We start from the raw sequence: 25,780 nt of genomic DNA, 5'->3' as shown, positions 1-25,780 counted from the left end.
TGTTTATAATGAAAAAGTCATTAGTCGCGGTTGGTGTTATCGTTGCTCTGGGCGCAGTGTGGACCGGTGCATCATGGTATACAGGTTCTAAAGTTAAAGATGAACTTGATAGAGTCATCCTGAAAACCAACGATTTTTTTGCTGTAAATGTGCCTGAATCAGGTGTGAACTTTAAATTAGAAAACTACAAAAAAGGCGTTTTCTCTTCACAAGCAGATATCGTAATTACGTCAGCAGATTCGACTACACCTGATGAATCAATCGTATTTAAAGCAAATATCGACCATGGCCCATTCCCTATTTCACAGGTTGCCAAATTTAATTTAATGCCTAAATTAGCAGCGACCCAAGTTGAATTAGCCAATAATGCTACAACTAAAGAATTATTTGAAGCAACCAAAGGGAAGCCATTCATTCATGGTAATGCTGTTATCGGTTACAGCAAAAGCATTGATACTAATTTAGAGTTAATCCCTGTTGAATACTCTAAAGATGATGCTACCGTTTCTTTCAGTGGTTCTAAGCTTGATATTTCAACAACGGCTGACCTTGCTGCGGTTGACGCGTCTTTAATTACTGACAGTTTAGTTATCGGTAAGAAAGATAAAACTGAATCCATGACATTAAAAGGCTTAAAATTAGTCTCTAATGTGACAAAATCTCAGTACGGTTTCTATACAGGTAAACAATCGTTTATTATTGCAGACACTGACTTTAACATCCCTGATACCAAATTCTCATTTAAAGATTTCAAAATCTCAAGTGATACAGCTATCACAGGTGAAGATGTTAAAGGGAATATCTCTTACAGTATCGCTGACTTAAAAGCATTAGAGCAAAACTTAGGTTCGGGCGAATTAACTGTTGCAATTGAAAAGTTAGATGCAAAAGCATTGGGCAAATTTGTTGAGCAATACAACGAAGCATTGGCACAAGGCTTAGCAAATGGCGATCCAACTGAAGCAACAGAACGTTTAGCGATGGAAATGATGTCTACTACATTACCTGAGCTGATGAAAAGCAAACCTGTTTTCACTGTTAGCCCGTTCTACTGGAAAAACGAAGCAGGTCAAAGCTCTGTTGACTTGAACATTACGTTTAACAAATGGAACCAAGACGAAATTACAGCCTTAGCAATGTCTAACAAAGTTGATGAAGCTATTAAGCAATTGATTTCATCTTTCGACTTCAACCTGAAACTGAACAAACCAATGTTAATCGAATCTATGACGCAAGGCATGATCATTGACCAAGGTACACCAGTTGATGCTGATACGAAGAAAGAAATGAAAGGCATGGTAACGTCTGAGTTCGAAGGCGTGCAGCAAATGTTAACGTCTGACATGTTCTCTTCCCCATTCGAAGAAATGTTCATGACAGATGAAGAACGTGCTGAAAAAGCAAAACAGAAAAAATCACCTTGGATGATTGATAGTGAAAATGATTTAACGATGACTATCAAGTTTGCAGGTAATGACCTCACATTCAACAATGATAAGTATACATTAGCTGAATTCCTGACTAAGATGAAAATTATGTCGAATCCAGATGATGCTTTAGAGTACGAAGCTGTTCCAGCCCCTGATGCAGAGCCTGCTCCAGAAATGGAAGCACCAGAATTAGCGCCTGCTCCGCAAGAAGCTCCAGCTAACTAATTAATTTCTGTTACCTAAAAAATTTAAAGCGCCAGTCAATTTGATTGGCGTTTTTTTTTACCTCACATAATAAATGTGATTTGAATCACAATTATTATGTAATAATTGAATGTGTTTCACATTTTTCGTGACTTAAGATTGCCTTTGGCGTTGTAACAGCCAAAATAAGGGAAGAAAATAGATAAAGGAACATTCCGTGATAAAAACAAATCTCCCTTTAACCGATTTACATCGCCACCTTGATGGTAATATCCGTCCAGAAACCATTCTTTCTTTAGCTAAAGAACACAATATTCAATTACCAGCCACGGAACTTGAAGCTCTTCGCCCTCATGTGCAAATTATAGGCCAAGAAGCCGACTTGGTGGGTTTCTTAACAAAATTAGATTGGGGTGTGGCGGTTCTTGCTGATTTAGATGCATGTCGTCGTGTTGCGTTTGAAAATGTCGAAGATGCATTCAATGCAGGTATCGATTATGCAGAATTACGCTTTTCACCTTATTACATGGCGATGAAGCACCAATTACCCGTTGAAGGTGTGGTAGAAGCGATTGTTGATGGTGTTAAAGCGGGTTGTCGCCAATATGATATTAAAATAAATCTGATTGGTATCTTGAGCCGTACGTTTGGGCAAAAAGCTTGTACCACTGAATTACAAGGTTTGCTTGCACATCGTAACCAATTATGTGCTTTAGACCTTGCGGGTGATGAGTTAGGTTTCCCTGGTGAGCTATTTGAAGAGCATTTTATTAAAGCTCGTGATACAGGTTTAAACATTACCGTACATGCAGGAGAAGCCGCTGGTGCTGCCAGTATTTGGCATGCAATCAAAGTATTAGGCGCACAACGCATCGGCCACGGTGTAAAAGCTATTGAAGACCCTGCTCTGATTGAATATTTAGCTCAACATCAAATTGGTATGGAAAGCTGTTTGACGTCGAATATCCAAACTAGCACTGTGCCTTCATTGGCTCAGCACCCACTCAAAACCTTTTTGCAACAGGGTGTGTTAGCATCAATTAATACTGATGATCCTGCCGTTCAAGGCATTGAACTACGCCATGAATATGAAGTCGCCGCACCACAAGCAGGTTTGAGCGTTACAGAGATAGAACAAGCACAGCGTAACGGCTTAACAATGGCATTTTTATCGGATAGCGAGAAAGTCGCGCTAGCCCAAAAAGCGGCCAAACGTTAATTAGTGAGTTATTGAGGGCACAGAATGATGCCCTTTTCCTTCAGTTCCTTCTTCCAGACAAACTCACATTGTTTTCAATCACGCACGCCTGTAAAGCTGCTAACCTGTTAATTACAATGCTAAGGTACTTTATTTAATAATAACAAATAGTATGTTGTAACTAAAAGTTAGAGTTAGAGAGACTGAAAAGAACAAAAACAGCTTAAATAAACATGTTATTCAAGCTATTCGATACAACGATTACTTCACTAAGCGTTTTGCATAACGCTGTGCCAATACCGCACTCACCATCAATTGGACTTGGTGGAAAATCATCAGTGGCAATAAAATCACGCCTACCGTGGCTGCGGGAAATAACACATTCGCCATTGGAACGCCATTTGCTAAGCTTTTCTTTGAACCACAAAAAACAATCGTGATTTCATCTTCTTTGCTAAAGCCAAGTAAACGAGCCGCTAACGTGTTTATCACTATCACAACAAATAAAATAATGCATGTCACAACAACAATCATCAATAGTGAATAAACATCAATTTTCTGCCAAATCCCCTCAACCACTGCTTCACTAAATGCAACATAGACGACAAGTAATATCGAAGATCGGTCAGTGATATTCACTAATTTACGATGACGATTAATCCAATTAGCAATTAATGGGCGAGATAAATGCCCCACAACGAAAGGCAACATTAATTGCATAAGAATAGAACCAATAGCATTGAGTGTGTCAACGGCTTGGCTACCATCTGCATCCATCAAAAGGCCAACTAAGATAGGTGAAAGAAAGACACCTAAAATGCTAGATGCAGAAGCACTGCAAATCGCAGCGGCGATATTCCCGCCTGCAACAGAAGTGAATGCAATGGCAGATTGGACGGTTGCTGGTAATGCACATAGATAGAGGAAACCCATATAAACCGTCGGCGACATCCATGCAGGCACAATAACGGCTAAGCCGAGACCAATAATGGGGAATAAAATAAATGTACTTGCAAATACCAGTAAATGTAATCGCCAGTGCCCTATCCCAGCCATTATTGACTCGCGTGATAACTTAGCTCCATGCATAAAAAACAATAGGGCAATCGCCGCAGTTGTTAGGTATTGGAAGCCCGTTTTAATATCTCCTTCACAAGGAAATAAGCTTGCCACGCCCACAACACAAATCATAATCAGTAAAAAAGGGTCAATTCTTAATTTTGCAAGTAAGTTCATTTGCTTATCCATAACAAAAGGCAGTGCTTTAATTGGCCTTAAAATCGGTTTTAGCCTTAAAAGATAGCCGTAATAATTCATTTTTCAATGGAAAAAATCTCAGCTTCCCTGAAATTTATTAAAGTGACAGCGTCACTCCATATTACCGTTTAACAACGCTTATTTAATAAGTTCGCTAAAAAAGCCTGTTTACAGTACAAAACAGCCAGTTATTATGAAGATCCTCGCTAGATCTTAATCGATCACGGGTTAATCGTCGTTATGCCTAAGCTTTTTCATCGCTGTAGATATAAATAAGGCTCGAAAAGTAGCATTAGAAGGAATGAGTTGGCAAATAAATCTATGATAGAATTGTTAAATCGATTGCGATTGGCTAAAAATGGATAATTATTTATGAGTTCAGTTTATGACGCTAACCGCCTGACGGGTTGGCTTTTGGTTCCTGCAATCTACTTGCTACTCACTTTCTTGGCAGTTTGTAGTATGACGGTGATGTATTGCATCAAGCTGTATGAAATTGTCTCCACGGTAGAGGGTTGGATAACGTTTATTCCTGCTGCGTGGTATTTGTCATTTGCAATCTCGATTGGTATGACAGTATTTAGTGTTCATGTGCTTCAATTAATGTTTTCTCGTTCAAAGCACTTCCCTCGCCGCTTTACGATTTGGTTACTTATTTTATTATTATTAGGACTAAAAACATTTGCATTTTCACCCATTGATGACAAAACGGCTCTGCAAGTCCTTGCTTGGCCCCTGTTAGGTGCGGGGTTCTTTGTCCCTTATTTAAAACGTTCTCAACGAGTTAAAATGACTTTCACACAAGATCGATAAGCATCACAAAAATTGCTTGATATCATAATGGCTGTTTAGCTGGCTTCGGCCAGTTTTTGTTCTTTATATTTTCATTTCAGGCAATAGCATGACTGATTATCTATTACTCTTTATTGGTACGGTGCTGGTTAACAACTTCGTCCTTGTTAAATTTCTTGGGTTATGTCCATTTATGGGGGTATCAAAGAAACTTGAACCTGCCATCGGTATGGGATTAGCGACAACATTTGTCATGACATTAGCCTCCATTTCTTCATGGCTAATTGATACACTGATCCTCGTTCCCCTTGACCTACTTTATCTACGTACACTCAGCTTTATTCTTGCAATCGCTGTGGTAGTACAATTTACAGAAATGGTTGTAAGAAAAACAAGCCCTACACTTTATCGGTTATTAGGTATTTTCTTGCCTTTAATTACAACAAACTGCGCAGTATTAGGTGTGGCATTGTTGAACATTAATATGTCCCATTCGTTCCTGCAGTCAGCCGTATATGGTTTTGGAGCCGCTATTGGCTTTTCCCTTGTGATGGTTCTGTTTGCAGCGATCCGTGAACGACTCGCTGTTGCCAATGTCCCTGCCCCATTCCGTGGCTCTTCCATTGGCCTGATCACTGCAGGGCTTATGTCCCTCGCATTTATGGGCTTTAGTGGTTTGGTGAAATTCTAATGATGTCTGTATGGATTGCCATCGGTATATTAGCCGTATTTGGTTTGATTTTCGGCCTAATTTTAGGCTACGCGTCGTTACGTTTTAAAGTCGAAGCTGACCCAATTGTCGAGCAAGTGGAAGCTATTTTACCTCAGAGTCAATGTGGGCAGTGTAGCTATCCAGGTTGCCGCCCTTACGCAGAAGCGGTCGCTAACAATGGTGAAATGATCAATAAATGTGCCCCTGGTGGCGAGCAAGTCATGCTAAAGATAGCCGAATTGCTGAATGTTGACCCACAACCTATTGATGGTGATGAAGCAGCGCAGAACCCTGTTCGTAAAGTTGCCATTATCGATGAAGAAAACTGTATCGGTTGCACGAAATGTATCCAAGCTTGCCCTGTTGACGCCATTGTCGGTGCCACCCGTGCAATGCATACCGTAATTGAAGATTTATGTACTGGATGCGATTTATGCGTCGCCCCCTGCCCAACTGACTGTATTGAACTTGTCCCCGTGAAAACCACAACCGCCAATTGGAAATGGGATTTAAACACTATTCCAGTGAAAAATATTTCTGTTGAACCTATTGAAAAAACTGAAGTAAAATCAAGGGAGAACTCCCATGCTTAAGTTATTTAAATGGTTGAAAAAAGACAATATCTGGGATTTTGATGGTGGCATTCACCCACCTGAAATGAAGTTGCAATCCAGCCGTACCCCTATGCGGGTTGCAACCATACCTAATGAGCTGATTATCCCATTGCAGCAGCATTTAGGCCCTGAAGGTGAACTTATCGTTCAAGTCGGTGATTCTGTGCTTAAAGGCCAGCCGTTAACTCGTGGTCTTGGTCGTACCGTACCAGTACATGCTTCAACCTCTGGAACGATTACTGCAATTGAACCTATGGTGACTGCACATCCATCGGGTTTGAAAGAATTATGTGTGCGTATTCAATCTGATGGTAAAGATACTTGGTGCCCATTAGAGCCAAACCCTGATTACTATCAATTAGCCAAACCAGATTTATTGCACAAAATTGAGCAAGCTGGAATTGCAGGCTTAGGTGGAGCGGGCTTCCCTACTGCCTCTAAATTGGCGGGAGGTAAAGATGCAATTAAAACATTGATTATCAATGCGGCTGAATGTGAACCTTATATCACCGCTGATGATAGGTTAATGCAAGAGCACGCCCAAGAAGTGATTGAAGGCTGCCGCGTCTTACAACATTTATTAAATCCAGACCAAGTATTAATTGGCATTGAAGATAATAAGCCAGAAGCTATTCAATCTCTGAATAAAGCCATCACTAAACAAGACTCAAACATTTTCGTCCGTGTGATCCCAACTAAATACCCTTCAGGTGGGGCCAAACAACTAACTAAAATTTTAACCGGCCAAGAAGTACCATCGGGTGCCCGCTCATCCCAAATAGGCGTGTTGATGCAAAACGTGGGCACTGTTGTGGCAATTAAACGTGCAGTCATTGATGGACAACCTTTAATTGAACGTGTTGTCACTGTAACAGGTGAAGCGATTTCCCAACCGGGAAATTTCTGGGCACGTTTAGGTACCCCAGTAAGGCACTTACTACAACAATCTGGATTCAACCCAGAACCTGAACAAATGGTGATCATGGGGGGGCCATTGATGGGCTTTACCCTACCCGACCTCAATGTTCCTGTTGTCAAAATTTGTAACTGTCTTTTAGTTCCTACAATGGAAGAAATGGGGCCAAAAGCCCTTGAAGAAGCGTGTATTCGTTGTGGATTATGCGTTGATGCCTGCCCAGCAGCTTTATTACCGCAGCAACTTTACTGGTTCAGTAAGGGTGACGAGCACGAAAAAGCGCAAAAGCACAATTTATTCGATTGTATTGAGTGCGGTGCCTGTGCGTATGTTTGTCCAAGCAATATCCCGTTAGTACAATATTACCGCCAAGAAAAAGCAGAAATTCGTGAAATCGCACAAGAAGAGCGCCGTGCCGCAGAAGCGAAATTGCGCTTTGAAGCGAAACAACAGCGAATGGAGCGCGATAAACTGGCCCGTGAAGAGCGCCATAAGAAAGCGGCTGTTCAAGTTGAAAGTGCCGATAAAGACGTAGTAAATGCGGCATTAGCAAGAGTGAAGACAAAACAAACTGCAAGCCAAGAGCCGATTAAAATTGTTTCTGGCGAATTGCCTGACAACAGCGCAGTTATTGCGGCACGTGAGGCACGAAAAGCCCAAGCTCGTGCTAAACAAGCTGAGAAATTGGCTAATGTGCAAGCTAATGCTCCTGTTAGTGGATCTGATGATGACCCACGCAAAGCTGCGGTTGCTGCTGCCATTGCCCGTGCGAAAGCCAAGAAAGCAGCGCAAGAGCCAACAGCTCCTGTGGTTGACGCTCAACAAGAAACAGAAGTCGACCCACGCAAAGCTGCAGTTGCTGCTGCCATTGCCCGTGCAAAAGCCAAGAAAGCGGCGCAAGAGCCAACAGCTCCTGTGGTTGACGCTCAACCAGAAACAGAAGTCGACCCACGCAAAGCCGCGGTTGCTGCTGCCATTGCCCGTGCGAAAGCCAAGAAAGCGGCGCAAGAGCCAACGGCTCCTGTGGTTGACGCTCAACAAGAAACAGAAGTCGACCCACGCAAAGCCGCGGTTGCTGCTGCCATTGCCCGTGCGAAAGCCAAGAAAGCTGCGCAAGAGCCAACGGCTCCTGTGGTTGACACTCAGCAAGAAACAGAAGTCGACCCACGCAAAGCCGCGGTTGCTGCTGCCATTGCCCGTGCGAAAGCCAAGAAAGCAGCGCAAGAGCCAACGGCTCCTGTGGTTGACGCTCAACCAGAAACAGAAGTCGACCCACGCAAAGCCGCGGTTGCTGCTGCCATTGCCCGTGCGAAAGCCAAGAAAGCAGCGCAAGAGCCAACGGCTCCTGCGGTTGACGCTCAACAAGAAACAGAAGTCGACCCACGCAAAGCCGCGGTTGCTGCTGCCATTGCCCGTGCGAAAGCCAAGAAAGCTGCGCAGAAACAAGCAACAATTGATGAGTTATCGCCTGCAGCTGAGCCCCCCATAGATGAAGAGACCGACCCTAGGAAAATTGCGGTTGCTGCTGCGATTGCCCGCGTTAAAGCAAAACAAGCTGAAAAGCACAATGAACAAACGATAACAGAGTAAGTGATAACGAAATGAAATTTAGGCCAATTGATGCGAAAAATCGCCGACTAAAAATTGCAAGCGCACCATTTACTCATAATAACCAAAGCACCAGCTTAGTGATGTTTTGGGTGCTTCTCGCTGCCATTCCAGGAATAGCAGTACAAATTTACTTTTTTGGTATAGGTACGCTCTATCAAATTGTTTTAGCGATACTCACAGCGGTTGTAACTGAAGCTGTTTCCATACGCTTACGCAAGCAGCCTGTTGTTCCTGTGCTTAAAGATAATTCTGCCATTGTCACTGCCCTATTACTCGGGATCAGCTTACCCCCGTTATCACCTTGGTGGTTGATTGTATTAGGGACATTCTTTGCCATTACCATTGCCAAACAATGTTATGGTGGATTAGGGCAAAATCCATTCAACCCAGCAATGGTTGGTTATGTTGTATTATTAATATCCTTCCCTGTACATATGACCAACTGGCTGCCACCACAAGAATTGCAAAACATGCATATCTCTGCCATTGATAGCTTGTCAGTGATCTTCAGTGGGCAGACTTCTTCGGGAGTGACGCTTGATCAGTTACGAACGGGCATAGATGGTATGAGCCAAGCGACACCGCTGGATAGCTTTAAAACAGGCTTACTAACACACTCTATTTCTGACGTATTACAACAACCTATTTTACAAGGCTCATTAGCTGGGATTGGCTGGCAGTGGGTAAATATTGCTTATCTTATTGGTGGTTTAATTATGATTAACCGCCGTATTATTAGCTGGCATATTCCGTTGTCATTCTTAGGAACCTTAGCTGTTTTCTCCATAATCAGCTACCTGATTGATGATAACCGTTATGCGCCGCCATTGGTTCATTTACTGTCAGGTGCCACCATGTTGGGTGCGTTTTTTATCGCAACCGACCCTGTTACCGCTTCAACAACACCAAAAGGGCGAATTATTTTTGGAATGATTATTGGTTTCTTAGTGTGGGTGATCCGTGTTTATGGCGGATACCCTGATGCCGTTGCCTTCGCTGTATTATTGGCAAACATCACCGTGCCGTTAATTGATTATTACACTCAACCGCGTGCATATGGACATAAATAAGGAGCCAACATGTTAAATACAATGCGACGTCACGGAACTATCCTTGCCATATTTGCCGCAGGAACCACGGCATTGAGTGCAGCGGTCTATACTTTGACGAAAGACATTATTGCAGAGCAAGCCGCCATTGTGCAGAAAAAATTGCTCGACCAAGTCATCCCCAGTGACCTCTATAATAATGATTTAACTAAAGAATGTTATCTAGTCACCAATGAGGCTATATTAGGTAATAAACAGCCACGGCGTTTATATATAGCCCGTAAAAATGGTGAACCCGTTGCTGCGGCGTTAGAAACCACGGCATTAGATGGTTACTCAGGGGCTATCCACTTGTTGGTAGGCGCTGATTTTAACGGCACTGTTTTAGGTGTCCGTGTGACCGAACACCATGAAACACCTGGGCTTGGTGATAAAATTGAAACGCGTATTTCAGATTGGATCACCCATTTAAGCGGGAAGAAAATCGAATCGCCAAATGACCCCAAATGGGCTGTAAAAAAAGATGGTGGCGAGTTTGACCAATTCACTGGCGCCACCATCACACCAAGAGCGGTGGTCAATGCCACCAAACGAACTGCGGTCTTTATGCAAACTATTCCGCAAGAATTAGCAACTTACCCAAATTGTGGGGAAGAATAATGAGTGAATCTAAAGATTTATTAGTCCAAGGGTTATGGAAAAATAACTCTGCATTAGTCCAGCTTTTAGGGCTTTGCCCGCTATTGGCTGTTTCTTCTACAGCAACGAATGCTCTCGGACTTGGCCTTGCAACAACACTTGTGCTGATATGCACTAACGTAGCTGTTTCTGCCCTGCGCCGTTGGGTGCCATCTGAAATTCGTATCCCAATTTATGTGATGATCATTGCATCGGTTGTGAGTGCGGTACAAATGCTAATCAACGCCTATGCTTTTGGTTTATATGAATCGCTCGGGATTTTTATTCCGTTGATTGTGACGAACTGTATCGTCATTGGCCGTGCAGAAGCCTACGCATCTCGCAACCCCGTTTCGTTATCAGCATTAGATGGCTTAGCGATGGGCTTAGGGGCAACGGCGACATTGTTTGTTTTGGGGTCAATTCGTGAAATTTTAGGTAACGGTACCTTATTTGATGGCGCTGATTTACTGTTAGGCTCATGGGCTACTTCATTACGCATTGAAGTTATTCACCTTGATTCTCCATTTTTACTCGCTATGCTACCACCAGGTGCCTTTATTGGCCTTGCCCTATTGTTAGCTGCAAAATATTTAATTGATGAAAAAATGAAAAAAAGAGCGGCTTTGCAAGCTGATCATCAGTCAGTACGCAAATATGAAAAACAACAAGGTTGCGGCGGTCATCTTTCTTAATAAACAAATTAATGTGAGCAATGAATAAATCAAAACGTATTGAAATTTTAACTCGCTTACGGGACAACAATCCCCACCCAACGACGGAGCTAGAGTTTAGCTCCCCGTTTGAGCTATTAATCTCTGTGTTACTCTCCGCTCAAGCGACTGATGTCAGCGTTAATAAAGCCACGGCAAAGCTTTATCCCGTAGCAAACACACCTGAAACAATTATGGCGCTGGGTGTTGATGGTATTAAAGAATATATCAAAACTATTGGCTTATTTAATACTAAAGCAGAAAGTGTTTATAAAACCTGCAAAATACTGATTGAAAAGCACAATAGCCAAGTTCCCGAAAACCGTGAGGCCCTTGAAGCGCTTCCAGGCGTTGGCCGTAAAACAGCCAATGTCGTTCTTAATACAGCCTTCGGTTGGCCAACCATTGCCGTCGATACTCATATATTTCGCGTATGTAATCGTACCAACTTTGCCCCAGGTAAAGACGTTGTCGCTGTTGAAGAAAAGTTACTGAAAGTCGTCCCTGCTGAATTTAAGGTCGATTGCCATCACTGGTTTATTCTACATGGGCGTTATACTTGTATTGCGCGCAAACCCCGCTGTGGTTCGTGCATCATCGAAGACCTCTGTGAATTTAAAGACAAAGTCTACCCAGAGGATTAACTATATATCGTGCTTTTGATGACGAAAAAGATAGGTCATCGTGCTAATCATAAGCACAACGCATTTTTTCCTTGCTCTAGGACTTTGTCTTACGTAACAATAGAGCCAAATTCAAACTTAATAAAACGGTAAGTATGTTTCAAGACAACCCACTGCTCGCACAACTTAAACAGACATTACATGCCCAAACACCTCGTGTTGAAGGGTTGGTAAAAAGCACTGAAAAAGGTTTTGGCTTTTTAGAAGTTGATGGCCAAAAAAGCTATTTCATTCCGCCTCCTCAGATGAAAAAAGTGATGCACGGTGACCGTGTCATCGCCGCAGTACATACGGATAAAGACCGTGAGTTTGCTGAGCCAGAAGAACTTGTCGAGCCTTTTTTAGAGAGATTTGTCGGTAAAATTCAGAAAAAAGAAAACGACAATCGCTTATTTGTTATCCCCGATCACCCGTTACTCAAAGACATGATTTTATGTCGTCCTGTGAATGGTATTACCCATGAATTTAAGCAAGATGATTGGGTCGTCGCTCAAATGCGCCGTCATCCCTTAAAAGGCGATAAAAACTTTTACGCAGATATTACAGAATACATCACTGAAGGCGATGACCACTTTGCACCATGGTGGGTAACGTTACGCCGTCACCAATTAGACCGTGATGAACCTCAAATGGTGGAAAGCGAGCGTGATGATCAGGGCATTGAACGCGTTGATTTAACTGACTTACATTTTGTGACCATCGATAGCGCTAGTACTGAAGATATGGATGATGCGCTGTATGTTGAGAAAACCGCTGAAGGCAATCTCAAATTATTCATCGCTATCGCTGACCCAACCAGCTATATCCGCGAAGGCAGTGAATTAGATAAACTGGCCCTTGCACGTTCTTATACTAACTATTTGCCTGGTTTCAATATCCCAATGTTACCGCGTCAATTGTCAGATGATTTATGCTCCTTGCGCCCAAATGAACGTCGCCCTGCTTTAGTATGTGTGGCGCAAATTCTTGCAGATGGCAGCCTTGATAGTCACATTGAGTTTTTCAGTGCTTGGGTCGAATCAAAAACCAAATTAGTGTATGACGAAGTTTCTGATTGGCTTGAAGAAACTGGAAATTGGCAACCCGCCAATGACACAGACAAACAACAAATATTGCTGTTAAAAGAAATGGCTGATAAACGCTTACATTGGCGTGAAACTCATGCATTAGTCTTTAAAGACCGCCCTGATTACCGCTTTGTGCTTGATGATAAAGGCAATGTCGTTGATATTGTATCAGAAAGCCGCCGCAGTTCTAACCGCATTGTTGAAGAGGCGATGATCACCTCTAACCTTTGTGCAGCCAGCGTGTTAAAAGAAAAACTCGGCTTCGGCGTTTTCAATGTGCATATGGGCTTTGAGCCATTGCAAATTGACCAGGTTGTTCAAACCTTAAAAGACAATGGTATTGAAACCACCGCAGAATCATTATTGTCTCTGGAAGGTTTCCGTCAATTACGTCGTAAGCTTGATGCCGAACCTACCCAGTTCTTAGATAGCCGAATTCGTCGCTACCAAACTTTTGCCGAAGTTAAAGCTGATCCCGGCCCTCACTTCGGCCTTGGTTTTGACGCTTACGCAACATGGACATCCCCCATTCGTAAATACACCGATATCGTTAACCATCGGTTATTAAAGTCCATTATTGCGGGCAAGCCTTCAACGGATAAACCCACTGAAGAGCTTTCCATTAAATTGGCAGAACGTCGCCGTGCAAACCGTATGGCGGAACGCGATGTGGGTGATTGGCTCTATTCACGTTACTTAAAACCGTTTGAAGGCACTGACACTAAATTCCCCGCAGAAATTATTGATATTACCCGTGGCGGTGTACGTGTACGTCTCGTGGATAATGGCGCGGTGGCATTTGTTCCTGCACCATTTATTCACAGTGTTCGTGATGAAATTCAGTGTAGCCAAGAAACTGGCAGCGTTCTGGTTAAAGGCGAAAAAGCATATCAACTCAATGATATTATTAATGTCACCATTGCGGAAGTTCGTATGGAAACACGTAATATCGTTGCTCGCCCTGCAGAATAATACTTTCTGTGCTATCTTTAAAAGACCATAAGTTAATGCTTATGGTCTTTTCTTCGTTCGCAACCTAATCAGTAGTGATTAATTCGCATTTTACGTTAAAATTTATATGCTATTCGCTATTTTTTCCTGATTATTCTTATTCGTAAATTTACCTATCATGCTAATTTATGATTTGTTTAATACGTGTTAAGGATTAAAAAATGAATACTGTCAGCAAACGCATTTTATCATTTATGGTTATCGCAACCGTCGCTATTAGCGTGAGTGCCTGTTCCAACATGTCTAAGCGCGATAAAAATACTGCCATTGGTGCTGGTGTCGGTGCCGTCGGTGGTGCAGTGCTTACTGGGGGTAGTTCACTTGGTACGGTAGGCGGTGCCGCCGTTGGCGGGATCATTGGCCACCAAATTGGCAAATAACCGACAATAAGCTATGCCCCTATTCTCTAAATAGCGCCATCCATTTGGCGCTATTTTATTTTCAGTGTTCTAACGCTAACTCAATGTTTCACAAAGCGAATTAGCTAATGCATTAGGAACTAGCGTTGATACCATTAAAAGCTGGGAACTCAAACGACCTAACCCAACAGGGTTAGCGGCTAAAGTATTAGTGGCAATAAAAAGAAACCCTGAATTATTCAAAGAACTCGCGGCAATTTAACCCATAAAAAACGGTGATTACACCTGCAACCACCGTTTTTCTTTAATCATTTTAATCAGCCACCAGCTAATTTTACCTGCATGCCTTTTGCTTCAAGGAGTTGCTTAATCACATCTCGCTTATCCCCTTGAATTTCAATATTTCCATCCTTTACTGCACCGCCGCAACCACATTTCTTTTTCAGTTCAGCGGCAAGTTTTATGAGCTCAACATCATCAAGATCAAGGCCCGTCACGACACAAACCCCTTTTCCTTTACGACCTGATGTTTCACGGCGAATTCTAACGATGCCATCACCTTTTGGCCTTTCTACCTTCGGTTTTTCTTCATCAATACGCCCAACGTCTGTGCTATATACTAGACGGCTGTTTGAATCACTCATGAGAGACCTTTAATAGATTGGTTAATTTGCTGTAATGTTAACGTTGGGTTTTCACTACGCGTGATCGGGCGTCCAATCACCATATAGTCAACCCCTGCTTTGACAGCATCTTGTGGTGTCATGATACGGCGTTGATCGCCAACATCACTACCTTCTGGGCGAATACCTGGTGTGACTAATTTAAAATCTTTGCCACATAAACTTTTTAAGCGTTTTGCTTCATGGGCAGAACAGACAACGCCATCAAGACCACACTGTTTGGTCAGCAATGCAAGACGTTCTGCATGAACCGCAGGAGAGTCTTGGATCCCCACGCCCACTAGATCTGTCTCATCCATACTGGTCAAAACAGTTACTGCCGTTAATAAAGGCGCATCTTTACCATAAACTTCGAGTGATTGACGAGCCGCTTCCATCATTCGAGCCCCACCGCCCGCATGCACATTGACCATCCAGACGCCCATTTCAGCAGAAGCGGCGACGGCACGAGCAACCGTATTTGGAATATCGTGAAATTTTAAATCAAGGAAAACATCAAAGCCGCGATCATGGAGTGATTTGACAAATTGAGGACCATTGAACGTGAACATTTCTTTGCCTACTTTAAGACGGCAATCACGCGGGTCAATGCGGTCAACAAACGCCAGTGCAGCATTAGCATCTTCATAGTCAAGTGCCACAATGATTGGCGAGTGTGTCTGGTTCTCAGTTGAGGAAATCATTTCATAGCCTTTAATGAGTTGTTATGAGGTTAAAAAGTGACGTTGTCACTGGCCATCTAACCCACGAATGGGTTTAATCGTATCCCAAGAACGACAAGATGGGCAGTGCCAATATAATGAACGAGAAGTAAAGCCACATTTATGGCAACGGTAATCAGGCTTTGTTCGGATTTGTTCGCCCACCATTTTTCTTAGCAAAATCAAACTTTCTTTTGCACGGCCTTCTTCGGCTTCTTCAAGGTGGTAATCCATTAAACGATAAAACAGTCGCATGGTTGGGTGACGTTGAATTTGGTCATTAATATAATTTGCAGCAGCTTCATGATTTTGCTTTTCAACAATAATATCGGCGAGATACAGCTCTGCAATTGCACCTGAATTACCCGCTACACATTGACGCAAGTAATCTTCCCATTCATCCAATTGACCGGTGCGTTGATAGCAATCATGGAGCAGTGGCAGCGTTTCAGTAACCAACTCTCTATCTTGATCATATACTTGCTTTAAAACATGAATGGCCTTTTCATAAACGCCTTGCTCAATAAAAATACGCCCTTTCATAATCGAAACGCGCGCACAGTTTTTATCGGCTTGTTCTGCTTTATTTAATAAGGCTTGTGCATCATCAAGATCATCACTCGCCAATTGTTGTACCGCAAGCTCACAGTAAAAATGTGCAATTTGCTCGCGTAATTCGTTATGGCCTAATTTAACCAGTTTACCTGCAACATCGATAGCTTTCGACCATTCACTGGTTAACTGGTAAATATTTAATAAAGATTGTAAAGCACTTTGCTTGAAATCCACTTCATCAGTGAGTTGCTGGAACATATTTTCGGCGCGATCATACACCCCAGCGGTCATGTAATCACGGCCAAGTTGTTGGGTTGCAAGGAGGCGTTGTTCGAAGGATAACGAAGCACTTTCCACCAGCGATTGGTGAATGCGGATAGCACGTTCAACTTCACCTCGAGAACGAAATAAATTCCCTAAGGTTAAATGTGCTTCAAATGCAGAGCTATCATAATTCTTAAGCATATCTAGAAACAAATCAACCGCTTTATCTTGCTGATTTGACAAAAGAAAGTTCACGCCTGTCACATAATCACGGGACAAGCGGTTAGCATGTAGTTGTTTATCTTGTTGAGCACTTCTGCGCCCCATATACCAACCATAAGCGGCAGCCACAGGAAGCAACAGAAACAGCAACTCGAACATACAGGATTATTCCTTGTTCTGAGTCGTCACTAATGAGGTTGAGTCAGAAATATTACTTTCTCCAGCACCTAATTGTGATTCTAAACGTCTAATTTTACGACGTGCGTTTTTCAGGCTAACGATTGTACGTAAATAAAATGCCGCACACACCAGCCATCCCAGCACAAAACCGACACCAAAAAGTGATGCAAGAAGGGTTGATAAAGAAAAATCCCCTTTTGCAATCAGGTAGTTAAATGTAATAACCTGATCATTGCTTGAACCTAGCGTAATCGAGATAATAAAAAATGCGACCGCCAGTAATAAAATCAGAAAGTATTTCACATTTGTTCCCGTTATCAGTTCTTATCCATTCAATAATATCTACCTGATAAGGTAGCATTTCCCGCGCATCCAGACAAAGCAATTTATTTTATACAAATTCGAAAATTCACAGAGTTTGTCGCAACAATCACTCCCTTGATGAAAGATTAACCGACTTTTTTTTCCGCTTAAGAAACAGAAATACACCGTAAGCCAAAATGGCAAAAATGGCACTGATAAATACTGACGTAATGACATCAATTGGCCAATGCATACCTAATAACATGCGGCTAAATGCGATCCCCTCTGCCCAGAGTGCTAGGCCAATCGAAAAGCCATAGTAGCCCCTTTGCCAAAAAAAGGCGATAAACAAGAGTGCCCAGCCAGCAGCAAATAACATATGTCCTGATGGAAATGAGTACCCTGTTTCTGCTTGCCAATGCTTTCTTTGCCACTTAGCAATATCATCATGTTGTTTAACGACCGTTTTAATCAACTTGGCTCGAGCGGCTCGTGTTAATTCATAAAAATCCGAATGCGTCACATCATATTGCTCTTCGAGCCAAACCACATAAGGTCGAGGCTCTTGAAAATGGTTTTTAAGTAATGTTTTGGTACCTTGTTGCAGTAACAAAGCGCTAGCAACAATAATCACAATCTTCAAGACCATACTTTTTTCTGCACGTAGTCTGAATATGATTATCCCCATAAGTGCTAATGACGTAATAATACTGTATGGTGCACCTGCTGTATCGGTCAGCCATAATAGCCATTTCATTGATTTAAATTGATTTTCTGGCGTCCATTGCCACTCCGAAATTAGCATTATCATGGGTGGTAATGCTAATAAAATAGCAAACAGGCTAACGACGAAAATAGTTTTTCTCATTTAATGCATTCCATAAATATTAATCCACCTTATGAAGAAATATTCCATTCACTCTCGATTAACTCTGTTATAGTAATACAGTGTTGGTTGTGTGCAAAGATTACCAGCCTCTATATGCAAAACGTCATATAGCTTCGATATATTATACTCATGTACCTTATATCGATTTACGTTATTACATTAAGCAAGAGTTACTTTAACTAATGAATGAAAATATGCAGCTAAAACGTGTTGCTCAAGCAAAACTCCCAACACCGTTCGGTGAATTTCTGATGGTAGGTTTTGAAGAAATTGCAACGGGTCATGACCATGTCGCGTTAATCTTTGGCGACATCTCTGGGGATACCCCCGTTCTTAGCCGTATTCACTCTGAATGTTTAACGGGTGATGCGCTATTTAGCTTACGTTGCGATTGTGGTTTCCAATTAGAAGCCGCGCTTTCTCAGATTAGTAAAGAAGGCCGCGGGGTGTTACTTTACCATCGCCAAGAAGGCCGTAATATTGGCTTGCTCAATAAAATCCGTGCATATGCGCTACAAGACCAAGGTTTAGACACTGTCGAGGCAAATTTAAAACTGGGTTTTAAAGCCGATGAACGTGATTTTACCCTCTGCTCAGATATGTACAAATTACTGGGGATCAACGAAGTTCGTTTGCTAACGAATAACCCGAAAAAAATCGATATCATGCGTGAAGCGGGTATAAATGTGGTTGAACGTGTGCCTTTGATCGTTGGGCGTAATCCAAGTAATGAACATTATTTGGATGTTAAAGCACAAAAGATGGGTCATATGCTGTTTAAACACCAGTAAGCTACACAATAAGGGGAGAGTTTCTACGTTCTTCCCTTTTCTCTCAATTATCCTCTCAATGTGTGCCATTTCTTGATGGTTATATTCACTTTCTTTCTATAAGGTTTATACTGTTCTCAATATTATGACTTTGATGAATGACCTTTATCTTTTGCTTATTCATCAAACTACAAGGAGATATTGTGAACAACCTGCATTCTATTCAACGCATGAGAAGACTGCGTAAAACTGAAAAACTCCGCACTTTATTCCAAGAAACCCATCTATCGATTAATGACCTTTGTTTACCTATTTTCGTTGAAGAAGAACTCGACGATTATATGCCGATCAATAGCATGCCTGGTGTTATGCGTATTCCTGAAAAACGCTTAGCGTATGAAATTGAACGCATCGCAAATGCAGGCATTAAGTCAGTCATGACATTTGGCGTTTCCCACCACCTTGATGATAATGGTAGTGATGCATGGCAGGAAAATGGTTTAGTCGCTCGTATGTCCCGTATCTGTAAAGACACAGTTCCTGAAATGATTGTGATGTCAGATACTTGTTTTTGTGAATATACTTCCCATGGTCACTGCGGGGTGATGCATGACCATGTTGTTGATAATGATGCCACTATTCACAATTTAGGTCTGCAGGCAGTTGCTGCTGCCCGAGCAGGTGCAGACTTTATCGCCCCTTCCGCTGCAATGGATGGACAAGTTGCGGCGATCCGCCGTGCACTAGATGAAGCAGGTTTTACGGATACGGCCATTATGTCCTATTCCACAAAATTTGCATCCGCATTATATGGCCCATTCCGTGATGCAGCTGGCTCATGTTTAAAAGGTGACAGAAAAACCTACCAAATGAACCCAATGAATCGCCGCGAAGCGCTACATGAATCGCTGATTGATGAGCGCGAAGGTGCAGATGCGCTGATGATCAAACCCGCTGGGGCTTATCTTGATATCATTCGTGATTTACGTGAACACACACAATTACCGATTGGTGCGTATCAAGTTAGTGGCGAATATGCGCAAATCAAATTTGCAGCACAAGCGGGTGCGATTGATGAAACACGTGTGGCACTGGAAACATTAGGTTCAATTAAACGCGCAGGTGCTGACCTTATCTTCACTTACTTTGCCCTACAACTGGCTGAAAGTAAGGCTTTATAATTTTTAGCTTATAAAAAAAACCGCAATACTGGATATAAACACAGTGCTGCGGTTTTTTGGCATTTTAGATTAAAAAGCAAGCCAAAACAGATTAAAAATAAATCAATCGGTTATTTACCACGCTGAATTTCAAGCTGATGCGTTAATGTTTTTGCATAATGCTGAGCAACTTCTGCCGAAGGTAAGCCCGCTATCAATAAATCGTCTTTACCTGCAGTTGTCTTGGCAACAACGCCCCAAAATTCCACCTCAAAAGTAATACTCTCCGGGTTTTGATCCGGCATAGGCACAATATCAAAATACTCTTTTAATGGTGCGATAGTAATTGCAGTGTAATCTGCATTTAAGCCAAGTGGGAATTCTTTGTCCGCATAGAGACGTAAGTCGTGAACTTCCGTTTCAGGTGTTCTCATCACAATAGAATACAAATTAGGAATATGTTCTAAAATATCGCGAACCTCTTCATTCGACCCATCAAAATGAGAAGTTGTTAATAAGATATCTGCTGCCCACAATGCCCCTTTATAGAAATCGGTTTCATTGATATCTGCCATATATATTTCCTTTACGTTGTTTTCGATAAATTTAGCGAGCCCGAATCCATTACATGGATACTAATTCAAACAAAGAAACTGATTTATGGCGAACTTAATTCAGTACTCACTGAATTAAGAATGGTTTTCTCCCCTATATTTAACCATCTACCTAACACCATAACGTAGATCCACATCGAAAATATTGAGAAAAAACAAGATTAAGAAATAAGATAGGAATAAAAAAACGTCTGCTGGATTAACCAAACAGACGTTTTTAGTTAACCTGTGTTAATGAAGCATTTGTCGAATGACATAATGCAAGATACCGCCATGGCGGTAATACTCCATTTCAGTACCCGTATCAATACGACAACGGGTAGTGATCTCCTTGACCTCACCATTACCCAGAGTAATATTCACCTTCAGGTCTTGCCCTGGTGTCAGGGATTGCAGACCAACAACGTCAATGCGTTCGTCTCCTTTTAGTCCAAGGGTTTTGCGGGACATACCATCTTTAAACTCCAGAGGTACAACCCCCATACCGATTAAATTTGAACGATGAATACGCTCATAAGACTCTGCAATCACCACGCGAACGCCTAACAAATTAGTTCCTTTTGCAGCCCAGTCACGACTCGAACCTGAACCATATTCCTTACCTGCAATAATCGCCAATGGGCGTTTTTCTTGCTGATACAACATTGCTGCATCATAGATAGCCATTTGCTGCCCTGTTGGAATATGTAAGGTATAACCACCTTCAACACCTGGTACCATTTCATTACGAATACGAATATTCGCAAAGGTGCCGCGCATCATCACTTCATGGTTACCTCGTCGTGAGCCATAAGAGTTAAAGTCTGCAACAGCAACACCATGCTCTTGAAGGTAGCGCCCTGCTGGACTGTCTTTCTTAATATTCCCTGCAGGAGAAATATGGTCAGTAGTGACTGAATCGCCAAGGATAGCCAAAATATTGGCGCCGTGAATATCTTTAACTGGCGCAGGCTGGGCTTGCATGCCTTCAAAGAATGGTGGATGGCGAATGTACGTTGAGTCCGCCTGCCAATGATAAGTTGATGAGCTTTCAACCTCGAGAGCACGCCACGCATCGTCACCTTCAAATACGGCATTATATTCTTTGCGGAACATCTCTGTTTTAACTTGTTGCACAGCTTGGGCTATTTCAGCACTGCTTGGCCAAATATCTTTCAGATAAACGTCATTACCGTGTTTATCTACACCAAGCGGTTCATTTTTCAAGTTAATATTCATATTTCCTGCAAGGGCATAGGCCACAACTAACGGCGGAGATGCCAACCAGTTAGTTTTCACCAGAGGATGGATCCGCCCTTCAAAATTTCGGTTCCCCGAAAGCACTGCACCAACGGTTAAATCGGTTTGTTTAATCGCCGCTTCAATTGGTTCCGGTAATGGACCTGAGTTACCGATACAGGTGGTACATCCATACCCAACAAGATTGAATCCCAATTTATCTAAATAAGGTGTTAAGCCCGCTACCGCAAGGTAGTCCGTGACCACTTTGGAGCCTGGTGCAAGGGATGATTTAACCCAAGGTTGACGAGACAGCCCTTTTTCAACCGCTTTTTTCGCTAACAGCCCCGCCGCCATCAAAACACTCGGATTTGAAGTATTGGTACAAGATGTAATCGCCGCAATCACGACCGCGCCATCAGTGAGATCAAAGGTTTGATTTTGATATTTCACTTCTGGGTGTGCATTTTTATCTTGTTTATTCACTTCGAGTTCAACTGCACCTCGGAACGCTTTTGGTACTTGACTCAGCTCCACTCTATCCTGTGGACGTTTTGGCCCAGCCAAGCTAGATTCAACCGTCGACATATCTAATTCAAGGGTACTGGTAAATATAGGTTCATCACCTGCGTGACGCCATAAGCCCTGCTCTTTACTATACGCTTCCACCAGCGCCACTTCATCGTCGCTACGTCCTGTTAGTCGCATATAGGACAACGTAATATCATCGATGGGGAAGAACCCACAGGTTGCACCATATTCAGGTGACATATTGGCGATGGTGGCACGGTCAGCTAAGGGTAAGTCCGCCAAACCATCACCGTAGAATTCCACAAACTTACCGACCACGCCGTGTTTACGCAGCATTTGTGTGACGGTTAATACAAGGTCAGTTGCCGTAATACCTTCCGATAATTTGCCTGTTAACTTAAACCCAACCACATCGGGGATAAGCATCGAAACAGGCTGACCTAACATCGCTGCTTCAGCCTCTATACCACCCACTCCCCAACCCAGCACACCAAGCCCATTGATCATGGTTGTGTGAGAATCGGTACCCACTAGCGTATCTGGATAAGCGTATAGCTTCCCATCGATTTCCTCATACCAAACCGCTTTTCCAAGGTACTCTAAGTTAACCTGGTGGCAAATCCCAGTGCCCGGTGGCACAACTTGGAAACGGTTAAACGCTTTTTGCCCCCAACGCAGGAATAAATAGCGTTCGTGGTTACGTTCCATTTCAATTTCCACGTTTTCACCAAACGCAGATTGTGTGGCAAATTCATCCACCATCACCGAGTGGTCAATCACCAGATCAACAGGTGATAATGGGTTGACCTGATTGACATTTCCCCCTAACGATTTCACCGCTTCACGCATTGCTGCAAGGTCAACAACCGCAGGGACGCCAGTAAAATCTTGCATCAGTACACGAGCGGGACGATAGGCAATTTCCCTATCTGCATGAGCGTTTTTTTGCCAATCAATAATGGCTTGTAAGTCTTGTTCAACAACAGAAGTGCCATCGATATGGCGTAATAGGTTTTCGAGTAACACTTTGAGGGATTTGGGCAGCTTTGAACCATCGCCGATTTTTTTCTCGGCAAGCGCCAAACTGAAGTAATTATACTGCTTGTTTCCGACAGCGAGTGTTGAGGCACTCGTTGTTTTTAGACTCAACGACATAACTCCTCCTTGGTTTTTATGGCTATGGCAATAATGTTTATTTACCACCATTATTTTTTGTTAACCAATTGTAATCATAGTTGCTTTATAAATTTGATTTATAGATTTTGTGCCAAATTTGCAGTTTAGACCTATTTATCATAGGAAATTTGAGATAAGAATGGAAAGTATAAGCGTAAATGACGGTAAAAAGTTTGGGGGATGACGGTTATTTTCAGTTTGGATAGGCGCCGATTGCGAGCTGAAGATCAGCTAAAGTGACCATTAGCATCATTGAGTCTAGAGGTGAAGATACAAACCCAACATGTTCATAAAACCATTTAGCATCAACTGAAAGCGCATGAATAACCATTCCCCGAATACCGACAAGCCCTGATGCTTGGATAACTCTCAGCGCCGCATCCTTTACGAGCGCCCTGCCAACACCGAATCCTTTCACGTTTACATCCACTGCTAGGCGGCCAAGTAAAACAACAGGAATATCTGTTGGCATATTTTGCCGAAATTTACCCACCGCTTGGTTGGTAGTTATAATGCCTGTAGAAAGTGCATAATCCCCCATCACCGTATTATCAGATGCAGTGACAAAAGTGCGGGATGCACCCGTTTTCTGATTTCCCATCGCGCGGTTTTTTAACCAATGATCCAACGTTTCGTCACCCGAAGAGAATACATCCAGACGGTGGTTTAAATTGAGGGGCTCAGGAGCTGTCAGGTTCAATGTCATTTCTCCCACGGAGATTTGGACATCATGGTTTTTCTGAGCGCCTCATTATTGCTCGGCGGGGCATCTAATTGAGCAACAAACTCCTGATAAACTTCAGGGCTCACATTAATCACACGGTGATCGGCTAATGTTTCTTCCGCAGCACGACGAGCCGCTTCGAGTACAAACTCAGTACGATTTTTCCCAACAGCGTTAGCAGCTCGGTCAATCAGAATTTTATCTTCTAATTTAATTCGTAAATTCAATGATGAACGTGTAAGCACCGTATCATTATCACATGTATTTTGCATCGCAATGGTTAACGCCTAACTGATGACTTATTTTTTAAGCACACAGTTTTATCCGCATTGCGGTGAATAGATGATTAATGGTAGCCACTGTTCATCATGTGGCTACCATTAGATGGGCAGGCAATAATACAAAAATCAAATAATCGGTAACTGAATATCTTTAAAGAAAGCTTCAATTTCATCATTGTTGCGAATGGCAATCGCCTTATCCACCACATCACGCGTTAAATGTGGGGCAAAACGCCATAAGAAATCATACATATAGCTACGCAAGAAACTGGTGCGTTTAAAGCCAATTTTCGTGGTGCTATAGCTGAACTTATCACGCATATCAATGACAACAAGGTCAGAATCATTTACCGCATCAACCGCCATACTGGCGATAATACCAATACCCAATCCCAGTCTGACGTAAGTTTTAATCACATCCGCATCTGTTGCTGTAAAAATGATCTTCGGCTCTAGGCCTATTTTTTGAAAAGCGACATCCAGTTCTGAACGCCCAGTAAAGCCATGGGTGTATGTCACAATTTGGTATTCCGCAATATCTTCAATGGTCACATTCTTTTTCGTCGCCAACGGATGGTCTTTTTGCACCACCACACAACGGTTCCAATGGTAGCAAGGCAGCATAATTAAGTCGCTATACAGATGGAGTGCCTCCGTGGCGATTGCAAAATCACTGTTCCCCTTGCATACCTCTTCCGCTATTTGGGTTGGTGTGCCTTGCTGCATATGCAAAGACACATGTGGGTAGCGTTCAATAAAGCCTTTAATAACCGGCGGTAATGCATAACGCGCTTGCGTGTGGGTCGTTGCTATATTTAACGTACCGCGATCTGGGTAGGTATGCTCCCCCGCAACTGAACGTATTGCTTCAATCTTCGACAACACTTCCCTTGAAATACGAACGACCTCTTCTCCCGCAGGGGTGACATGCGTTAAGTGTTTACCGCTGCGAGCAAAAATCTGAATGCCTAGCTCATCTTCTAGCATCCGCACTTGCTTACTAATACCTGGTTGCGAAGTAAAAAGCCCCTCCGCCGTAGAGGAGACATTTAAGTCATGATTAACAACTTCAACAATATAACGTAATTGCTGCAATTTCATATTTCTGCCTACCCCTTACTGGATCACGATAGAGTCGCTATAGCTAAAAAACATTAGTTATAACTAAAAATTATATACAATTGAATCGATATAACCAATATAACATTATTCTAA

Annotated in this window: 25 protein-coding genes and 1 pseudogene; 15 read left to right on the top strand and 11 right to left on the bottom strand. The window is 42.5% G+C overall.

The features are described from left to right. Window positions 1-8: 8 nt before the first annotated feature. Window positions 9-1,655, top strand: coding sequence for a YdgA family protein (locus ACE2AL_RS10260; RefSeq protein WP_375083460.1), 1,647 nt, complete (start codon window positions 9-11; stop codon window positions 1,653-1,655). A gap of 196 nt (window positions 1,656-1,851) precedes the next feature. Further along, window positions 1,852-2,853: an adenosine deaminase gene (add, locus tag ACE2AL_RS10255; RefSeq protein ID WP_272573569.1), complete on the top strand. Its 1,002-nt coding sequence runs from the start codon at window positions 1,852-1,854 to the stop codon at window positions 2,851-2,853. Window positions 2,854-3,093: 240 nt separating this feature from the next. Here add and ACE2AL_RS10250 read toward each other — a convergent pair whose 3' ends face one another. Next, on the bottom strand, window positions 3,094-4,068 hold the full coding sequence (locus ACE2AL_RS10250; RefSeq protein ID WP_206086071.1) for a bile acid:sodium symporter family protein: 975 nt from the start codon (window positions 4,066-4,068) through the stop codon (window positions 3,094-3,096). A 393-nt stretch (window positions 4,069-4,461) separates the two neighbouring features. On the opposite strand from ACE2AL_RS10250, the gene ACE2AL_RS10245 reads away from it, so the two are divergent. The 11 genes and pseudogenes from ACE2AL_RS10245 to nadS form a co-directional block, all read left to right on the top strand. Then, window positions 4,462-4,902 carry a DUF2569 domain-containing protein gene (locus ACE2AL_RS10245; RefSeq protein WP_206086072.1) on the top strand — a complete coding sequence of 147 codons (441 nt, stop codon included), beginning with the start codon at window positions 4,462-4,464 and terminating at the stop codon, window positions 4,900-4,902. A gap of 88 nt (window positions 4,903-4,990) precedes the next feature. After that, the gene (gene rsxA / locus ACE2AL_RS10240; protein WP_206086073.1) at window positions 4,991-5,572 is read left to right on the top strand and encodes an electron transport complex subunit RsxA; all 582 of its coding nucleotides are present in this window, start codon (window positions 4,991-4,993) and stop codon (window positions 5,570-5,572) included. Beyond that, complete coding sequence (rsxB, locus tag ACE2AL_RS10235) at window positions 5,572-6,186, top strand: electron transport complex subunit RsxB (RefSeq protein WP_206086074.1); 615 nt, start codon at window positions 5,572-5,574, stop codon at window positions 6,184-6,186. Before rsxA ends, rsxB begins: the two co-directional genes overlap by 1 nt. Further along, on the top strand, window positions 6,179-8,713 hold the full coding sequence (gene rsxC, locus ACE2AL_RS10230; protein WP_375083459.1) for an electron transport complex subunit RsxC: 2,535 nt from the start codon (window positions 6,179-6,181) through the stop codon (window positions 8,711-8,713). The genes rsxB and rsxC overlap by 8 nt, the downstream gene beginning before the upstream one ends. A gap of 11 nt (window positions 8,714-8,724) precedes the next feature. Next, window positions 8,725-9,804 (top strand): electron transport complex subunit RsxD, encoded by a 1,080-nt coding sequence (gene rsxD, locus ACE2AL_RS10225; protein WP_375083458.1) that lies wholly within the window; start codon window positions 8,725-8,727, stop codon window positions 9,802-9,804. Between the two features lie 9 nt (window positions 9,805-9,813). After that, a complete protein-coding gene (rsxG, locus tag ACE2AL_RS10220; RefSeq protein ID WP_206086077.1) occupies window positions 9,814-10,443 on the top strand; it encodes an electron transport complex subunit RsxG in 630 nt (209 codons plus the stop codon). Next, window positions 10,443-11,156, top strand: a complete 714-nt coding sequence (locus ACE2AL_RS10215; RefSeq protein ID WP_375083457.1) for an electron transport complex subunit E — start codon at window positions 10,443-10,445, stop codon at window positions 11,154-11,156. The genes rsxG and ACE2AL_RS10215 overlap by 1 nt, the downstream gene beginning before the upstream one ends. Window positions 11,157-11,176: 20 nt before the next feature. Beyond that, complete coding sequence (gene nth / locus ACE2AL_RS10210) at window positions 11,177-11,818, top strand: endonuclease III (protein WP_206086079.1); 642 nt, start codon at window positions 11,177-11,179, stop codon at window positions 11,816-11,818. A gap of 134 nt (window positions 11,819-11,952) precedes the next feature. After that, the gene (locus tag ACE2AL_RS10205; protein WP_206086080.1) at window positions 11,953-13,896 is read left to right on the top strand and encodes an exoribonuclease II; all 1,944 of its coding nucleotides are present in this window, start codon (window positions 11,953-11,955) and stop codon (window positions 13,894-13,896) included. Between the two features lie 200 nt (window positions 13,897-14,096). Continuing rightward, window positions 14,097-14,315 (top strand): osmotically-inducible lipoprotein OsmB, encoded by a 219-nt coding sequence (gene osmB / locus ACE2AL_RS10200; protein ID WP_225819467.1) that lies wholly within the window; start codon window positions 14,097-14,099, stop codon window positions 14,313-14,315. Window positions 14,316-14,394: 79 nt separating this feature from the next. Next, window positions 14,395-14,556 (top strand): annotated as a pseudogene (gene nadS, locus ACE2AL_RS10195) (NadS family protein); the annotation flags it as partial. Window positions 14,557-14,611: 55 nt separating this feature from the next. Here the strand turns inward: nadS and yciH are convergent. From yciH to ACE2AL_RS10170, 5 genes are all read right to left on the bottom strand, one after another. Beyond that, window positions 14,612-14,938, bottom strand: coding sequence for a stress response translation initiation inhibitor YciH (gene yciH / locus ACE2AL_RS10190; protein ID WP_272539854.1), 327 nt, complete (start codon window positions 14,936-14,938; stop codon window positions 14,612-14,614). Next, window positions 14,935-15,660, bottom strand: a complete 726-nt coding sequence (gene pyrF, locus ACE2AL_RS10185) for an orotidine-5'-phosphate decarboxylase (protein WP_206086083.1) — start codon at window positions 15,658-15,660, stop codon at window positions 14,935-14,937. The genes yciH and pyrF overlap by 4 nt, the downstream gene beginning before the upstream one ends. Before the next feature lie 45 nt (window positions 15,661-15,705). Continuing rightward, on the bottom strand, window positions 15,706-16,878 hold the full coding sequence (gene lapB / locus ACE2AL_RS10180; protein WP_206086084.1) for a lipopolysaccharide assembly protein LapB: 1,173 nt from the start codon (window positions 16,876-16,878) through the stop codon (window positions 15,706-15,708). Between the two features lie 6 nt (window positions 16,879-16,884). Further along, window positions 16,885-17,202, bottom strand: coding sequence for a LapA family protein (locus tag ACE2AL_RS10175; protein WP_206086085.1), 318 nt, complete (start codon window positions 17,200-17,202; stop codon window positions 16,885-16,887). A gap of 127 nt (window positions 17,203-17,329) precedes the next feature. After that, window positions 17,330-18,070 (bottom strand): phosphatase PAP2 family protein, encoded by a 741-nt coding sequence (locus ACE2AL_RS10170; RefSeq protein ID WP_375083456.1) that lies wholly within the window; start codon window positions 18,068-18,070, stop codon window positions 17,330-17,332. A gap of 215 nt (window positions 18,071-18,285) precedes the next feature. Here ACE2AL_RS10170 and ribA point away from each other — a divergent pair, with 215 nt between their 5' ends. Both ribA and hemB read left to right on the top strand, forming a co-directional pair. After that, complete coding sequence (ribA, locus tag ACE2AL_RS10165; RefSeq protein ID WP_206086203.1) at window positions 18,286-18,882, top strand: GTP cyclohydrolase II; 597 nt, start codon at window positions 18,286-18,288, stop codon at window positions 18,880-18,882. A gap of 182 nt (window positions 18,883-19,064) precedes the next feature. After that, window positions 19,065-20,042 carry a porphobilinogen synthase gene (gene hemB, locus ACE2AL_RS10160; protein WP_206086087.1) on the top strand — a complete coding sequence of 326 codons (978 nt, stop codon included), beginning with the start codon at window positions 19,065-19,067 and terminating at the stop codon, window positions 20,040-20,042. Between the two features lie 110 nt (window positions 20,043-20,152). Here hemB and ACE2AL_RS10155 read toward each other — a convergent pair whose 3' ends face one another. The 5 genes from ACE2AL_RS10155 to cysB form a co-directional block, all read right to left on the bottom strand. After that, the gene (locus ACE2AL_RS10155) at window positions 20,153-20,596 is read right to left on the bottom strand and encodes a hypothetical protein (RefSeq protein ID WP_206086088.1); all 444 of its coding nucleotides are present in this window, start codon (window positions 20,594-20,596) and stop codon (window positions 20,153-20,155) included. 270 nt (window positions 20,597-20,866) lie between these two features. Then, on the bottom strand, window positions 20,867-23,539 hold the full coding sequence (gene acnA / locus ACE2AL_RS10150; RefSeq protein ID WP_375083455.1) for an aconitate hydratase AcnA: 2,673 nt from the start codon (window positions 23,537-23,539) through the stop codon (window positions 20,867-20,869). Window positions 23,540-23,753: 214 nt separating this feature from the next. Beyond that, window positions 23,754-24,266, bottom strand: coding sequence for a GNAT family N-acetyltransferase (locus tag ACE2AL_RS10145; protein WP_375083454.1), 513 nt, complete (start codon window positions 24,264-24,266; stop codon window positions 23,754-23,756). Further along, entirely contained in the window at window positions 24,263-24,556 is a 294-nt protein-coding gene (locus ACE2AL_RS10140) for a DUF1778 domain-containing protein (protein ID WP_375083453.1), read from the bottom strand. Before ACE2AL_RS10140 ends, ACE2AL_RS10145 begins: the two co-directional genes overlap by 4 nt. Before the next feature lie 135 nt (window positions 24,557-24,691). Then, on the bottom strand, window positions 24,692-25,666 hold the full coding sequence (gene cysB, locus ACE2AL_RS10135) for an HTH-type transcriptional regulator CysB (RefSeq protein WP_206086092.1): 975 nt from the start codon (window positions 25,664-25,666) through the stop codon (window positions 24,692-24,694). Window positions 25,667-25,780: the final 114 nt, after the last annotated feature.

Source organism: Providencia xihuensis (genome assembly GCF_041953405.1).
GTDB lineage: Bacteria > Pseudomonadota > Gammaproteobacteria > Enterobacterales > Enterobacteriaceae > Providencia > Providencia vermicola.
The sequence above is the reverse complement of the archived record's forward strand: the minus strand, read 5'-3'. Positions and strand labels throughout refer to the sequence as shown.

What these genes read in the sequence shown, in the direction of transcription:
- nth (WP_206086079.1), top strand. Translation starts at nt 11,177, where the DNA reads ATGAATAAATCAAAACGTATTGAAATTTTAACTCGCTTACGGGACAAC.
- rsxA (WP_206086073.1), top strand. Translation starts at nt 4,991, where the DNA reads ATGACTGATTATCTATTACTCTTTATTGGTACGGTGCTGGTTAACAAC.
- ACE2AL_RS10170 (WP_375083456.1), bottom strand. Translation starts at nt 18,070, where the DNA reads ATGAGAAAAACTATTTTCGTCGTTAGCCTGTTTGCTATTTTATTAGCA.
- ACE2AL_RS10205 (WP_206086080.1), top strand. Translation starts at nt 11,953, where the DNA reads ATGTTTCAAGACAACCCACTGCTCGCACAACTTAAACAGACATTACAT.
- rsxG (WP_206086077.1), top strand. Translation starts at nt 9,814, where the DNA reads ATGTTAAATACAATGCGACGTCACGGAACTATCCTTGCCATATTTGCC.
- osmB (WP_225819467.1), top strand. Translation starts at nt 14,097, where the DNA reads ATGAATACTGTCAGCAAACGCATTTTATCATTTATGGTTATCGCAACC.
- lapB (WP_206086084.1), bottom strand. Translation starts at nt 16,878, where the DNA reads ATGTTCGAGTTGCTGTTTCTGTTGCTTCCTGTGGCTGCCGCTTATGGT.
- rsxD (WP_375083458.1), top strand. Translation starts at nt 8,725, where the DNA reads ATGAAATTTAGGCCAATTGATGCGAAAAATCGCCGACTAAAAATTGCA.
- ACE2AL_RS10145 (WP_375083454.1), bottom strand. Translation starts at nt 24,266, where the DNA reads ATGACATTGAACCTGACAGCTCCTGAGCCCCTCAATTTAAACCACCGT.
- ACE2AL_RS10245 (WP_206086072.1), top strand. Translation starts at nt 4,462, where the DNA reads ATGAGTTCAGTTTATGACGCTAACCGCCTGACGGGTTGGCTTTTGGTT.
- yciH (WP_272539854.1), bottom strand. Translation starts at nt 14,938, where the DNA reads ATGAGTGATTCAAACAGCCGTCTAGTATATAGCACAGACGTTGGGCGT.
- acnA (WP_375083455.1), bottom strand. Translation starts at nt 23,539, where the DNA reads ATGTCGTTGAGTCTAAAAACAACGAGTGCCTCAACACTCGCTGTCGGA.
- rsxB (WP_206086074.1), top strand. Translation starts at nt 5,572, where the DNA reads ATGATGTCTGTATGGATTGCCATCGGTATATTAGCCGTATTTGGTTTG.
- ACE2AL_RS10250 (WP_206086071.1), bottom strand. Translation starts at nt 4,068, where the DNA reads ATGAACTTACTTGCAAAATTAAGAATTGACCCTTTTTTACTGATTATG.
- rsxC (WP_375083459.1), top strand. Translation starts at nt 6,179, where the DNA reads ATGCTTAAGTTATTTAAATGGTTGAAAAAAGACAATATCTGGGATTTT.
- ACE2AL_RS10140 (WP_375083453.1), bottom strand. Translation starts at nt 24,556, where the DNA reads ATGCAAAATACATGTGATAATGATACGGTGCTTACACGTTCATCATTG.
- ACE2AL_RS10155 (WP_206086088.1), bottom strand. Translation starts at nt 20,596, where the DNA reads ATGGCAGATATCAATGAAACCGATTTCTATAAAGGGGCATTGTGGGCA.
- ACE2AL_RS10260 (WP_375083460.1), top strand. Translation starts at nt 9, where the DNA reads ATGAAAAAGTCATTAGTCGCGGTTGGTGTTATCGTTGCTCTGGGCGCA.
- cysB (WP_206086092.1), bottom strand. Translation starts at nt 25,666, where the DNA reads ATGAAATTGCAGCAATTACGTTATATTGTTGAAGTTGTTAATCATGAC.
- ribA (WP_206086203.1), top strand. Translation starts at nt 18,286, where the DNA reads ATGCAGCTAAAACGTGTTGCTCAAGCAAAACTCCCAACACCGTTCGGT.
- pyrF (WP_206086083.1), bottom strand. Translation starts at nt 15,660, where the DNA reads ATGATTTCCTCAACTGAGAACCAGACACACTCGCCAATCATTGTGGCA.
- ACE2AL_RS10215 (WP_375083457.1), top strand. Translation starts at nt 10,443, where the DNA reads ATGAGTGAATCTAAAGATTTATTAGTCCAAGGGTTATGGAAAAATAAC.